This window comes from Pannonibacter sp. (assembly GCF_051860505.1).
GTDB lineage: Bacteria > Pseudomonadota > Alphaproteobacteria > Rhizobiales > Stappiaceae > Pannonibacter.
In genome coordinates this window covers 132,154-146,112 of record NZ_JBHYDX010000009.1, presented here as the reverse complement: position 1 = coordinate 146,112, position 13,959 = coordinate 132,154, and the positions used below count along the sequence as shown (strand labels likewise).

Sequence of the window (13,959 nt, the reverse complement as noted above, 5' to 3'; positions counted from 1 at the left end):
TCGTTCACAGCTGCCCCGGAAGCTCTTTGCTTCCGGGGCTTTTTCTTCTGGATCAGGACGGCCGGCGGATCTGCTCTGCCGCCTCGCGGACGAGCGGGCGGAGGCCGTCGCCGCCGGCTTCCAGGATCTCGAAGAACTGCTTGCGCATGCGCGGTTCCCAGAAATCATTGATGTGTGAGGCCACACCGGCGACGCCTTCGGCATGCGGCTTGGTTTCCATGAACCGGGCGATCTGGTTGGCCATATAGACAAGCTTGTCAGGGGACATCGGCGGTCTCTGCGACGGGATGGGGGGTGGGATCGAGAGTGATCCGCCCGGGGTGGGTGTAAAGATCGAAGCCTTCGCTGCGGGCAAGGGCAACGAGCGTGATTTCTGCAGCCTCCGCCGCCTCGATGGCCGCCAGTGTCGGCGCGGAGACGGCAAGAATGACGGGAGCGCCCAGGGCGGCGCATTTCTGCACCATGTCGAGCGAGATGCGCGAGGTGAGCACGACTGCGCCATTGACCGGCTGACCGGGGACTACGGTCCCAGCGCCGACCAGCGCGCCGATCAGCTTGTCGAGTGCATTGTGCCGCCCGACATCCTCACGCACGCAGACGAGCCCCTTGCCCTCCTGCCAGAAGCCGGCCGCATGCACGGCGCGTGTGGCGTCATGCAGGGGCTGATGCCGCGTCAGCGAGGCCATGGCCTCGGCAATGTCCTGGCGGGTCAGGCGCAGCGGACTGGTCGGCACGGGGGCCAGATGCCGTTTGGCCTCGGTTAGGCTGTCGAGACCACACAGGCCGCAGCCGACCGGGCCGGTCATCGTTCGCCGCCGCGCCATGAGGCTGCTGCCGGCCTCGTCCTTCAGCCAGATCCTGAGGTCAATGCCGGCCTCGGTCTCGACTGTCTCGATCTCGCGAATGTCTTGAGGTGTTGCGATGCCCTCGCTCAGCGAAAAACCGAGGGCAAAGTCGGTAAGGTCCGCCGGCGTTGCCATCATCACGGCCTGCGTCGTGCCGTTGTAGGTAAGGGCGATAGGCACTTCCGCCGGCAGGAGGGCGTCCTCCTGCCGGGCCGTTCCCGCCCGCACGCGCAGGCGCAGCCGGGGCGCTGCGGTTGCACTCGTCATGTCCTTGTCCGGCCCCATGCTGCCATCTGCCTCACTCCGCGGCCGGCAGGATGCGCCGCGACATCTCGGCCTGGGCCGCATAGTCCTCCTGCCAGGCGCTTGGCCCGTTGGAGGGAGCCACCTGCACCGCCGTCACCTTGTACTCTGGACAGTTGGTCGCCCAGTCGGAGAAGTCCGTGGTGATCACGTTGGCCTGGGTCGTTGGGTGGTGGAAGGTGGTGTAGACGACCCCCGGCGACACCCGCTCGGTGATCTTCGCGCGCAAGGTCGTCTCGCCGGAGCGGCTGGCCAGCCGCACCCAGTCGCCGTCCTTGAGGCCCCGGTTTTCCGCGTCATGCGGATGGATCTCCAGCACGTCTTCCTCATGCCAGACGGTGTTGGCCGTGCGTCGTGTCTGTGCACCCACATTGTACTGGCTGAGAATGCGGCCGGTTGTGAGCAACAGCGGGAAGCGCGGGCCGGTGCGCTCGTCCGTTGCCACATATTCTGTGCGGATGAACTTGCCCTTGCCACGCACGAAGCCGTCGATGTGCATCAAGGGCGTGCCTTCCGGGTTCTTCTCGTTGCAGGGCCACTGCACCGAGCCCAGTTCCTCCAGCCGCTCGTAACTGACACCGGCGAAGGACGGCGTCGTCAGCGAGATTTCCGCCATGATCTCAGACGGATGCGTGTAGGTCCAGTTCGCCCCCATGGCATTGGCCAGCATCTGGGTGATCTCCCAGTCGGCATAGCCGTTCTTCGGCGCCATCACCTTGCGCACGCGGTTGATGCGGCGTTCGGCGTTGGTGAAGGTGCCGTCCTTTTCGAGGAAGGTCGAGCCGGGCAGGAACACGTGGGCGTAATTGGCCGTCTCGTTCAGGAACAGGTCATGCACGATGACGCAGTCCATGGCGTCAAGACCTGCGGCCACGTGCTTGGTGTCCGGATCGGACTGGAGAATGTCCTCGCCCTGGCAATAGAGGCCCTTGAACGTGCCCTCGACGGCGGCGTCCAGCATGTTGGGGATGCGCAGGCCGGGCTCCTTGTCCAGCTCCACACCCCACAGGCTCTCGAAAATCTCGCGCACATGATCATGCTTCACATGGCGGTAGCCCGGCAGTTCGTGCGGGAACGAGCCCATGTCGCAGGAGCCCTGCACGTTGTTCTGACCGCGCAGCGGGTTCACGCCGACGCCCTTTCGGCCGATGTTGCCGGTCATCATGGCTAGGTTGGCAATGCCGATGACCGTGGTGGACCCTTGCGAATGCTCGGTCACGCCGAGGCCATAGTAGATGGCCCCGTTGCCGCCGCGCGCATAGAGCCTTGCCGCTGCCCGCAGTTCTTCCGCCGGGACACCGGTCAGCGCCGCCGTGGCTTCCGGGCTGTGGCGCGGATCGGCGATGAACTCGGCATAGTCCTGGAACTCGTCAAAGTCGCAGCGCTCGCGGATGAAGGCCTCGTCGAACAGGCCCTCGGTGACGATCGTATGGGCGATCGCAGAGATGACGGCGACATTGGTGCCTGGCTTCAGCTGCAGGTGATGCGCCGCCTTGATATGCGGCGACTGCACCAGATCGATGCGGCGCGGATCGATGACGATCAGCTTGGCCCCCTTGCGCAGACGCTTCTTCAGGCGGCTGGCGAAGACCGGATGGCCGTCCGTCGGGTTGGCGCCCATGACGATGACCACATCGGTGTGTTCGACGCTGTCGAAGTCCTGCGTGCCCGCCGAGGTGCCGAAGGTCTGGCCGAGGCCATAGCCGGTGGGCGAATGGCAGACGCGGGCGCAGGTATCCGTGTTGTTGTTGCGGAAGACCGCGCGCGTCAGCTTCTGGACGAGGTAGGTCTCCTCGTTGGTGCAGCGGGAGGAGGTGATGACGCCGACCGACTGGCGGCCGTGTTTGGCCTGGATCACCTTCATCCGGTCGGCGGCAAAGTTCAGCGCCTCGTCCCAGGAGACTTCGCGCCAGGGATCGGTGATCGCCTCGCGGATCATCGGCTTCAGGATCCGGTCCTTGTGCTGGGCATAGCCCCAGGCGAAGCGGCCTTTGACGCAGCTGTGGCCCCGGTTCGCCTTGCCGTCCTTGTAGGGCACCATGCGCACCAGCTCGTCGCCGCGCATTTCCGCCTTGAACGAGCAGCCGACGCCGCAATAGGCGCAGGTGGTGACCACGGCCCGCTCCGGCGTGCCGATCTCGATGACGCTCTTTTCCTGCAGCGTCGCCGTCGGGCAGGCCTGCACGCAGGCGCCGCAGGACACGCAGTCGGAGGAGAGGAACGTGTCGCCCATCATGCCGGCCGAAACCCGGCTGTCGAAGCCACGGCCCTCGATCGTCAGTGCAAAGGTTCCCTGGACTTCCTCACAGGCGCGCACGCAGCGCGAGCAGACAATGCACTTCGCCGGATCATAGGTGAAATAAGGATTGCTCTCGTCCTTGGCCAGCCACTGCGGATTGACATCGCCGCCGGCATTGCGGGCGCGGAAATGGGTGTCCACGGCCTCATAGCGCACATCACGCAGGCCGACGGCCCCGGCCATATCCTGCAGCTCGCAGTCGCCATTGGCCGCGCAGGTCAGGCAATCGAGCGGGTGATCGGAAATGTAAAGCTCCATCACGCCCTTGCGCAGGTCCTTCAGGCGACCGGTCTGGGTGTGGACCACCATGCCGGGGGCAACCGGCGTGGTGCAGGAGGCGGGGGTGCCCGCGCGGCCCTCGATCTCGACAAGGCAGAGGCGGCAGGAGCCGAAGGCATCCAGCATGTCGGTGGCGCAGAGCTTGGGCACGGAAATGCCGGCCTCCGACGCCGCCCGCATCACGGAGGTGCCTTCCGGCACGCTGACCTCGAAACCGTCGACAGTCAGGGTGATCATCTTTTCAGACCGGGCAGCTGGGGTGCCGAAGTCGCGGTCAAGCAAGCGGGAGTCCTTCATTCCGCGGCCTCCTTCATCCTGTCAAAGTCTTGCGGAAAGTGGGTGAGGGCGCTCATGACCGGGTAGGGCGTGAAGCCCCCCAGCGCACAGAGCGAGCCGGATTTCATAGTGCTGCAAAGGCTTTCGAGCAGCGGGATGGCAGCGGCGTCACCGCGGGCGATCCGGTCCACGGTCTCCACGCCGCGCACGGCGCCGATGCGGCAGGGCGTGCACTTGCCGCAGGATTCGATGGCGCAGAACTCCATAGCGAACCTGGCCTGGGCCAGCATGTCCACCGTCTCGTCGAAGACGACGATGCCTGCATGGCCGATGAGACCGCCGGCGGCGGCAAAGGCCTCGTAGTCGAAGACCGTGTCAAAGAGGGCCGGCGGGAAATAGGCGCCGAGCGGGCCGCCGACCTGCACCGCCTTCACCGGGCGGCCGGAGATCGTGCCGCCGCCGATGTCGTTGACGAGCTGGCCCAGCGTCAGGCCGAAGGCGGTCTCGTAGAGGCCGCCGTGCTTCAGGTTGCCGGCCAGCTGGATCGGGATCGTGCCATGCGAGCGGCCGACGCCGAAGTCACGGTAGAACTGCGCGCCCCGGTCGAGGATGACCGGAACGGAGGCCAGCGACATGACGTTGTTGACGACCGTCGGCTTGCCGAACAGGCCTTCCAGCGCAGGGAGCGGCGGCTTGGCGCGGACGATGCCGCGCTTGCCTTCCAGGCTGTTGAGCAGCGAGGTTTCCTCGCCGCAGACATAGGCGCCCGCACCGACGCGCACCTCCATGTCGAAGGCATGGGGGGAGCCCAGCACGGACGCGCCAAGCATGCCCTCGCGCCGGGCGATCGCGATCGCCTCCTGCATGATGGCGATGGCGTGCGGATATTCGGACCGGGTGTAGATATAGCCCTTGGTGGCGCCCACGGCGATGGCGGCAATCGCCATGCCCTCGATCAGCACGAAGGGATCCCCTTCCATGATCATCCGGTCGGCAAAGGTGCCGCTGTCGCCTTCGTCGGCGTTGCAGACGATGTATTTCTGGTCTGCCCTGGCGTCCGCCACCGTCTTCCACTTGATGCCGGTCGGGAAGCCTGCACCGCCACGGCCGCGCAGGCCGCTGTCGGTGACCTGTTTCACGATCTCGGCCGGTGCCATGGCGACGGCAGCTTCCAGGCCCTTCAGGCCCTTGTAATGACGGTAGTCCTCGAGCGACAGCGGATCGGTGACGCCGCAGCGGGCAAAGGTCAGCCGGGTCTGGCCCTTCAGGAAGGGGATCTCGGCGGTTACGCCGTGGGCGAGCCTGTGGTCACCGCCCGTCAGGAAGCCTGCGTCGAACAGGGACGGCACGTCGGAGGCCTTCACCGGGCCATAGGAGACGCGGCCCTTGTCGGTGCGCACCTCGACCAGCGTTTCCAGCCAGAGCATGCCGCGCGAGCCATTGCGGACCACGGTGACATCGAGATTGCGGGCAGACGCTTCGCGCTCGATGGCCGCCGCCACCTTGTCCGCGCCGACGGCAAGGGCTGCCGCGTCGAGGGGAACGAAGACGGTTACGCTCATTTGCCGATCCCTCCCAGCATCTCGTCGACGCCGTCGTCGTCCAGCCGGGCGAACAGCTCGCCGTCCAGCATGGCGGCCGGCGACTGGGCGCAGAGGCCGAGGCAAAAGACCGGCTCCAGCGTCACCGCGCCGTCGCGGGTGGTGCCATGCCAGTCGATCCCGAGCCGGCGCTTCAGCTTGTCGGCCAGCGCATCCGTGCCCATGGACTGGCAGGCCTCGGCCCGGCAGACCTTCAGCACGTGGCGGCCGGCAGGCTCTGCCCGGAAATCATGGTAGAAGCTCATGACGCCATGCACTTCGGCGCGCGACAGGTTGAGCCCGTCTGCGATCACCGGCAGCGCTTCCTGAGGGACAAAACCGAAGGCTTCCTGCACAGCGTGCAGGATGGGAAGCAGCGGGCCTTCGAGGGGTTCATGTGCCGTCACGATCTCGCGCGTGGTCGCACGAATCGTGTCGGCTGAAAAATGTGCCGACATAAGCGTCTCCTCTCCAGGCTGCACTTTGAGCCTGTGCGTCGCTTTGTTCAATTTCGTCAAATCGTTGGCCGATAGGTTCGCTCTATCGTGACGGCCAACATCAAGCCTTTCCGGACCCGGCGCGTTTGCGGGCCATCGCTTCGGCCAGATCGATCAGGGCCTGCAGCATCGGCGTATGCGGATCCCGCTGGGCGACGACCAGGCCGACCTGCTGGCCAGCTTTTGGCGCGTCCTCTGCCGCGTCCTCTGGAGCCTCCTCTGGCGCATCAGCGACAATGGGAACGGCGGCGAGTTCGCGCCGGGTCACGAAATGATCGGCAAGCTTGGCCGGAACCACTGACATCCACCGGCCGGTCTGCACATGCGAGACCAGAACGATGATGGAATTGGATTCCACCATCGGCGCGGAGGCGGCACCCGCTGCGGTCAGATGCCGGTCAACGATGCGCCGGTTCTGCATGTCGCTCGACAACAGGCACAGCGGCTGCTGCCCGACCTCGGTCCAGGTCAGGAATGGTCGCTGTGCCAGCGGCGTGTCGGCCCGCATCAGGAGGCAATACGTCTCCAGATACAGCGGCCGGACCTCGACGCGGCGCGACGGCGCCGTGTCGAGGTAAGTGATGCCGGCGTCCAGTTCCAGTCGTTCGATCTGCTCGAGGATCTCGGCCGATGTACGCGACAGGATCGAGACGCGCACCTTCGGGTGCTTCTCCGTGAAAGGCGCGACCAGATCCACCACCATCGGCAGCGCCGTCGGAATGACGCCGAGCCTCAGGTTGCCCGACAGGCCTGACCGTGCCGTGCGCATGTCCGCCTTCAGGGCTCTTGCGTCAGCCACGATCCTGAGAGCCCAGTCCAGCGCCCGCTCACCTTCCGGCGTCAGGCCCTGATAGCGCGACCCGCGATGGATCAGCTGCACGCCGAGCTGGTCCTCGAGCTGTTTCATGGCTGAGGACAGGGTCGGCTGCGTCACCCCGATCACCTCGGCCGCACGGCCGAAATGCTTCTCGTTGGCGAGCGCAATGAACATTTCCAGCTTGTCGATCATCCGGGCACCGGTTGTCTGGCCATCAGGGACGGGAGAGGGGCCGATGATAGGTCACCGGTCCCTTCCAGATTGCTGATTCCGCCAGCTTAGCCTTTGAAAAGCACTGCTGTCTTTTCCAGCGTGATCCAGACGCCCCACAGGATCGGCACGCCGACCACGGCCCAGGCGATGGCGGCGGGAAGGTCGAGCCCGCCCTTGCCGATGCCGAAGGAGCCATGGGTGATGCTGGCGTCAGCCGAACGGGCCTTTGCCTGCAGGCCGGCAACCTCTTCATTGGACATGAACCACTTCTTGTCCAATGGCCGGACAAGCGCATTGGCGATCAGGCCAACCACCAGCATGCCGCACAGGATGTACATGGTAAAATCATAGACCTGGGCGCGGGGGATCCCGGCCGCGATCTGGGCCTCACGGATGTAGTTCACGACGACCGGTCCGAGGATGCCTGCAGTTGCCCAGGCGGTCAGCAGACGGCCGTGGATCGCGCCGACGAACTGGGTGCCGAAGATGTCGGCGAGATAGGCCGGGATCGTGGCAAACCCGCCGCCATACATCGACAGGATGATGCAGAAGATCGACACGAACAGCAGCTGGCTGCCCATCTGTGCCGCCGTCGGGGCGAGGGCGTAGAGAACAATGCCGAGGATGAAGAACGTGAAGTACGTGTTCTTGCGCCCGATCTTGTCCGAGAGCGATGCCCAGAAGAACCGCCCGGCAATGTTGAACAGAGACAGGAGCCCGGTGAAACCGGCAGCGATGGCGGCGATGGCTGCCTTCTGCTCCGTCGACAGGTCGGTGAAGGTCAGCTCGGGCAGGCCGATCAGCTTGCCGGAGAAAATCTCCTGCAGCATGGGCGAAGCCATGCCGATCACACCGATGCCGGCGGAGACGTTCATGCACAGCACGATCCAGATCATCCAGAACTGCGGCGTCTTGTGTGCGTCGCGCAGGTGGACATGGTGCTGGGTGATCATGGACGTCGTCTTGTTCTGCGGCGGGGTCCAGCCCTCGGGACGCCAGCCGGCCGGCGGCAGGCGGTAGCCGAAGGCACCGGCCATCATGAAGACGAAGTAGATCGCCGCCATGACCACGAAGGTTTCCCACACGCCGACGCTTTCCGGCGTCGCGAAGCTGCGCATCAGCCGGTCTGCCAAAGGCGCGCCGATCATCGCACCGCCGCCAAAGCCCATGATCGCCATGCCGGTTGCCATGCCGCGCCGGTCGGGGAACCACTTGATCAGGGTGGACACCGGCGAAATGTAGCCAAGGCCAAGACCGACGCCGCCGATGACGCCTGCGCCGAGCCACATCAGCCAAAGCTGGTGCGTCGCAACACCGAGGGCGGCCAGCAGGATGCCACCACACCAGCACAGGGCCGAGACGACACCGGCCTTGCGCGGGCCGGCCTTTTCCAGCCAGCCACCCCAGATCGCTGCCGAGCTGCCCAGAAGGACGAAGAACAGGGTGTAGATCCAGCCGAGGTCGGCGACGCGCCAGTCGCAACTGGTGGTGAACAGGGCGCTCATCAGGCTCATGCCGTCGCAGCTGACGGACTTGTCGATGCCGATGGCACGGGTCAGCGGCAGCCAGAACACGCTGAAGCCATAGGCCATGCCGATGCACAGATGGATCGCCAGAGCCGCCGGCGGGACCAGCCAGCGATTGAAGCCGGGTTTTGTGATGATGCGTTCGCGGTCGAGCAGCCCTGGCTCGCCAGCGCCTGTAAATGTATCTGCCGTTGTCGACATGTGGTTCCTCCCGTGAGCCCCTGACGGGGTGAATGGGCAGGAGTTCCGGTTCGCGCGTGGCCGCGTCGTCGGCGTGCCGTCCGGAGCCGCCCGTTTCCTCCCGGCGGGCTCCATCGGCGAACCTTGTCCTCTTCCCGGCAACGCATTTGCGAGGATCGTGCCAAGTCGAGGACACGTGACTTATCAATCATTTGATAAGCATGTTCGTTCGCTGTCAGACAGTTTGTCCGCCTTGCTGCGACAAGTTGTCCGTAAAAGTGCTCACCTGGCTTCGGGCAGGAGGATCACGAACCTCGTTCCCGATGCATCGCTGCGATCCAGCCGGATGCTGCCGCCTTGCCGGCCGAGGAGGGTCTGGCAGATCGACAGGCCGAGGCCTGTACCCTTCGGCCGGTTGTCCGGCCCCTGGGCGGCGCGGGTGGTGAAGAACGGATCGAAGATCCGCTCTCGTATGTCGTCAGGAATGCCCCGGCCGGTGTCCTGAACGGATATCTCAACCTGTGGCTGGTCATCTTCATCGCTATCGCGGCAGGCAAGGGTCAGCTTTCCGCCGTCCGGCATGGCATGCAGGGCGTTGACGATGAGGTTGATCAGCACCTGCTGCAACTCTGTCCGGTTCATCAGCACCTGCCGGGTTGTCTGGCAGTCGATGACGACCTCGATCTCGGCCTTGCTGAGGAGGTGCTGCACCAGGGGCAGGCAGTCATGGATGGCGTCTGCGGGATAGGTCCGCTCGGTCCAGCCGGCATATTCCTCGGGTCTGGCGAATTGCAGCAGGCGGGTGACGATCTGGTTGATCCGGTGCACCTGTTCGTCGAGCAGGCGGAATTCGGTCGCCGCATCGTCCGCGCGCGCGCCCATCATCTCGCGCAGGACATCAAGGTTTCCCTGGATCACCGCGACCGGATTGTTGATTTCATGCGCAACGCCGGCCGTGATCTCGCCGATCGCCGCGAGCTTTTCGGACAGGATCAGCTGCCGTGTCGTCGCCTCGAGTGCCCGGTTGGCGTCCTCCAGATCCCGCGTGCGGTCGGCGACCCGCTGGTTCAGCTCGTCGTTCCAGCGCCTGAGATCACGGTCGCGCTCCTGGACGAGATCGAGCAGATGATCAAGGTGGCCGGCGACGCGGCCGATCTCGTCCTCGCTGGCTGAAACGCCCGTCCGCGCACCAAGATCACCGGCCTCCACCTTGGAGATCGTCCCCGTCATGCGTTCCAGCGGCCGGAAGATGGCATGGGCCCAGCGCAGGAAAACCGGAACAGAGATGGCCAGGATCAAGCCGACGGCGACAAGGGCAAGGATCAGCGTGCTTTGCTTGGCCGCCGTGAAGGGCGCTTGCAGGAAGCCGACGTAGAGCATGCCGACGCGGGCGCCCCGGCTGTCCAGGATCGGCTCATAGGCCGAGATGTACCAGTCATTGACCACGAAGGCACTGGCCCGCCACACTTGCCCTTCACCCAGCACGGTGCGCTGAACTGCATCGGACACCCTTGTGCCCAGCGCACGCCGCCCTTCGAACAGGCGCACATTGGTGCTGATGCGCACATCGCCGAGGAACAGGGTCGCGGTGCCTTCACTGCCCTGCGGCAGGCTGCCCTCCTGGTAGACAAGGTCGTTGATCGTGTCGATGAAGGGCAGGTTCTGGTTCAGCAGCAACCCGCCAACCAGCGCGCCCTGCCGTCCACCGGGCAGAAGCACCGGCGTCGCGCTCTGGATGACCATGCCGCGATCCTCGACCGTCCGCTCGCTTGGTGCAGCATTCGGGGTCGGTACGAGTTCGATTTTTGCCCGGGAAGCGAGCCCGTCACCGAGTGCGGCAAGGTCTTGCGGGCCGAGAATGTCGATGGCCGTTCGGGGTAGTCCGCCAAGGGCCGTGCGCACCACCGGTGACTTTGCCTCTGGCACCACGAGATCCGGTGCGCTCGCCGCCACAAGCGCCCCAAGATCATCGACCACATAGAGATAATCCAGCCTCAACTCACCCCTTGCCCGGGCGAGCAGTTCAGGCAGCGTACCCGCTGTGCCCTGTTGCTGGAACCGCGCCGACTGGCCAAGCGCTGTCACCCGCTCGCCGGTGGTTTCCAGGATGCGGCCGAGATACTGCCGCGCCACGGTCAGATCGCTGCTCACCTTGGCGATCAGCAACTCGTCAAACTTGCCACTCCAGCGCAGCATGAGCGCGCCGGCCACCAGGGGCAGCAGCACCAGTGTCGGCAGCAGGGCAATGGCAAGCAGCCGGTAGCGGATCGACCGGCTGGGGCGAGGCGCCGATCCCTTTTGGGATGCAGCATCGGGGGTGGGGTCAGCTGACATTCCAGTCCTGACAACGCCGGTCGATGGTCTTGCGCGAGATGCCAAGCTTCGCGGCTGCTGCATCCCGGTCGCCGCCACAGGCGGCCAGCGTCGACAGGATCAGCCGCCGTTCCATCCCAGCCAGCGTCTCGTCATTTGCGCCGGTCGCAGCTGAGCTGGCAGTGGATATGCTGGCCGGCAGCCCCAGCGTCGCCTGTGCCAGGAAATCCGGGGCGAAGCGACCAAGGATCAGGCTGCGCTCGATGAGATTGCGCAGCTCCCGCACATTGCCCGGCCAGGAATAGGCGGCAAGCGCGGCCCGCACCTCGGAGGTAATTGCAACGGGGGGCATGCCGAGCTGCTGCGACAGCTTTGCCATGAACAGGTCTGCCAGGTCCTGCACGTCTGTGCCACGATCCTTCAGCGGCGGCATGTGGATGGTGACGATGTTCAGCCGGTAGAACAGGTCCGCCCGGAAGCGCCCGTCCGCCACCGCCTGCACAAGGTCCACATTGGTGGCAAAGACCAGCCGGATATCGACCGGGATCTCTCGCTCCGTGCCCAGCGGGCGGACCTTCCGGTCCTCCAGCACCCGCAGGAGCTTGCTTTGCGTGGCCAGTGGCAATTCGCCGATTTCGTCAAGAAACAGCGTTCCGCCGCGGGCATGCTGGAACAGACCTTCGCGCGCGCCGGATGCTCCGGTGAAGGCGCCCTTGACGTGGCCGAAGAGTTCGCTCTCCACCATGTCGGCGGGGATCGCCGCGCAGTTCACCGGCACGAAGGGCTTGTCGGCCCGTTCCGAAAGGTCATGCAGCATCCGTGCGGCGACTTCCTTGCCGGTGCCGGATTCCCCCGTCAGCAGCACGGTCGAGGGCAGGGGGGCAACCCGGGCCAGCGTCGCCCGCACCTCGCGGATCGGAAGGGAATTGCCGATCAGCTTGTCACGCAGCAGGATCAGGTCGGAACTTGCCTGCAGTTCATGCCGCAGGACCGTGTTTTCCCGCTGCAGGCGCGAGCGCTCGACGCAGCGCGCCACCGCATTGAGGATCTGGTTCGAGCGGAACGGCTTCAGCACGAAATCCGCAGCACCCGCCTGCAGCGCCTGGATCGCCGTCTCCAGATCGGCATAGGCGGTGATCAGGATTGCGGCGGGAAAAAAGCCCGTGTCGTTCTGCTCCGCCAGCCAGTCGACGCCGCGCTTGCCCGACAGGATGTTATCGAGGATCACCACATCGAAATGCGCCCCTTCCAGCAGGGCGGTCGCCTCTTGCGTGTCCGAGGCGAGTTCCACCGAGCGGCAGCGCGGGCGCAAGGTCCGGTCGAGGAAGTGCCGCATGCCCGGTTCGTCGTCGACGACCAGAATGGAAGCCTCGCGCAGGATCCGGTCAAGATTGCTCAGGGGCTCCGCGTCGGTGACGCGGCTGGCAGTTTGCATGTCTCATCCCTCCCGGGCCTTGCGGCCCCGCCGGCTGGGCTGTCTTTCGCAGCGTCAGGCGGCTAGGAGCCCCTGTGTCACAAGCCGGCAAGGTGCCAGCCTTGCAAACCTGACGCACAAGAGCAAGGGCACCACTCCGGTGTTCGGGAGGCTCAGCGGCCGATTGTGACGAGGTCCGTGGGCAGGCGGTTCATGTTGTCCGCGCCGGTTTCGGTGATCAGATACTGGTTTTCCAAGATGAACCCGCCGAGACCGGTGAGATACCAGGGGCATTCGAAGGCGAGCACCATGCCCGGCTCGGCAACCACGTCGCTGTCAGCGGCAATGAACGGCCATTCCTCGCTGCCAAGGCTGGCCCCCAGTCCATGGCCGAAATGCCCGCGGCTGAACTCGGGGAAGCCCGCGGCATGGATGGCGGCGGTTGCGGCCCGGTGGATCTCTTTCAGCGGGGTGCCGGGCTGAAGCAGCGCTTCACCGGCGGCAAAGCCTGCGGCAAGGGCCTCATGGACACGCCGCGCATCATCCGATGGTGCGCCGAAGACAAAGGTGCGGCCCGTGTCCGACGTATAGCCGTTGATCAGGCACCCGACGTCGACCTTGACGATATCGCCTTCCGTCGCGGTTGCTTCGCCGCCCCAGGGATCCTTGCCGACAGAGACATAGTCCCAGGTGCCGGTGAGCGCTGGGCCGGGGCTTGCGGCCTTGACCGCATCGATCCACAGCGCGGCAATCTCGCGCCGGCTCATGCCGACGCGGGCCTGATCGCGCAGGGCCACAATGCCGTGTTCGGAGAGTTCGACCGCCTGGCGCAGGAAGCCGATTTCCTCAGCGGTCTTCACCATCTTCAGCCGCGCGGCAATGCCGCTGCCGTCTGTGAGGACATAGCCGGCCAGCGCGGACTGGAGCGCAGGCAGGTCGGCAGCGGAAATGGCGGCCAGTTCCACGCCGATGCGAGCCCCCGGCAGGATGCCACGCGCTTTTAGGCCCTCAACGACATGGCCATAGCAAAGGCCCGCATCGAAGGTTGTTGGCCGGGCAAAGCGCGGACTGCGTCCGGCCTGCCGGTTGGCGAAAGCCACGCGCGCAGCAAGGTCTCCCTCGGCGTCGGCATCAAGCTCCGTCGTCTCGACCCAGAGCGGCGTCGTCCTCAGATCCTTGATCGGACTTGCGGCCCGGAAGGCGGGCGCAAACAGGTCGCTTGCCACGGCCATTTCAGGCAGGGAGGCATCGGCAGGAACGAGCACAGCCACCGCGCCGGCCCGCCGCCACATGGTGCCGACCCCGGCCGGCGCCCCGGTGGCATGGCGGAAACTCTCCGGCGACAGCAGCAGCAGGGCATCAAGTCCTGCATCTGCCATCAGGCGTTCGGCGCGGTCACGATTGAGGGCAGGCATGG

10 protein-coding genes are annotated in these 13,959 nt (G+C 65.5%); all 10 read right to left on the bottom strand.

The genetic code is table 11. The annotated features are described in order from the left end of the window. Window positions 1–52 precede the first annotated feature (52 nt). Window positions 53–268 (bottom strand): formate dehydrogenase subunit delta, encoded by a 216-nt coding sequence (locus ACTIFE_RS08650; protein ID WP_439528744.1) that lies wholly within the window; start codon window positions 266–268, stop codon window positions 53–55. Next, on the bottom strand, window positions 258–1,112 hold the full coding sequence (gene fdhD, locus ACTIFE_RS08645) for a formate dehydrogenase accessory sulfurtransferase FdhD (RefSeq protein ID WP_439528743.1): 855 nt from the start codon (window positions 1,110–1,112) through the stop codon (window positions 258–260). Before fdhD ends, ACTIFE_RS08650 begins: the two co-directional genes overlap by 11 nt. A 31-nt stretch (window positions 1,113–1,143) precedes the next feature. Beyond that, on the bottom strand, window positions 1,144–4,023 hold the full coding sequence (gene fdhF / locus ACTIFE_RS08640; RefSeq protein WP_439528742.1) for a formate dehydrogenase subunit alpha: 2,880 nt from the start codon (window positions 4,021–4,023) through the stop codon (window positions 1,144–1,146). After that, a complete protein-coding gene (locus tag ACTIFE_RS08635) occupies window positions 4,020–5,564 on the bottom strand; it encodes a formate dehydrogenase beta subunit (protein ID WP_439528741.1) in 1,545 nt (514 codons plus the stop codon). The genes fdhF and ACTIFE_RS08635 overlap by 4 nt, the downstream gene beginning before the upstream one ends. Next, window positions 5,561–6,040 carry a formate dehydrogenase subunit gamma gene (locus ACTIFE_RS08630; protein ID WP_439528740.1) on the bottom strand — a complete coding sequence of 160 codons (480 nt, stop codon included), beginning with the start codon at window positions 6,038–6,040 and terminating at the stop codon, window positions 5,561–5,563. The genes ACTIFE_RS08635 and ACTIFE_RS08630 overlap by 4 nt, the downstream gene beginning before the upstream one ends. Before the next feature lie 100 nt (window positions 6,041–6,140). After that, a complete protein-coding gene (locus ACTIFE_RS08625) occupies window positions 6,141–7,088 on the bottom strand; it encodes a LysR family transcriptional regulator (protein WP_439528739.1) in 948 nt (315 codons plus the stop codon). Between the two features lie 86 nt (window positions 7,089–7,174). Further along, window positions 7,175–8,836, bottom strand: a complete 1,662-nt coding sequence (locus ACTIFE_RS08620; protein ID WP_439528738.1) for an OFA family MFS transporter — start codon at window positions 8,834–8,836, stop codon at window positions 7,175–7,177. Window positions 8,837–9,097: 261 nt separating this feature from the next. After that, window positions 9,098–11,149 carry a sensor histidine kinase gene (locus tag ACTIFE_RS08615; protein ID WP_439528737.1) on the bottom strand — a complete coding sequence of 684 codons (2,052 nt, stop codon included), beginning with the start codon at window positions 11,147–11,149 and terminating at the stop codon, window positions 9,098–9,100. Next, the gene (locus ACTIFE_RS08610) at window positions 11,139–12,563 is read right to left on the bottom strand and encodes a sigma-54-dependent transcriptional regulator (protein ID WP_439528736.1); all 1,425 of its coding nucleotides are present in this window, start codon (window positions 12,561–12,563) and stop codon (window positions 11,139–11,141) included. Before ACTIFE_RS08610 ends, ACTIFE_RS08615 begins: the two co-directional genes overlap by 11 nt. A gap of 152 nt (window positions 12,564–12,715) precedes the next feature. Next, on the bottom strand, window positions 12,716–13,957 hold the full coding sequence (locus ACTIFE_RS08605; protein WP_439528735.1) for a M24 family metallopeptidase: 1,242 nt from the start codon (window positions 13,955–13,957) through the stop codon (window positions 12,716–12,718). Window positions 13,958–13,959: the final 2 nt, after the last annotated feature.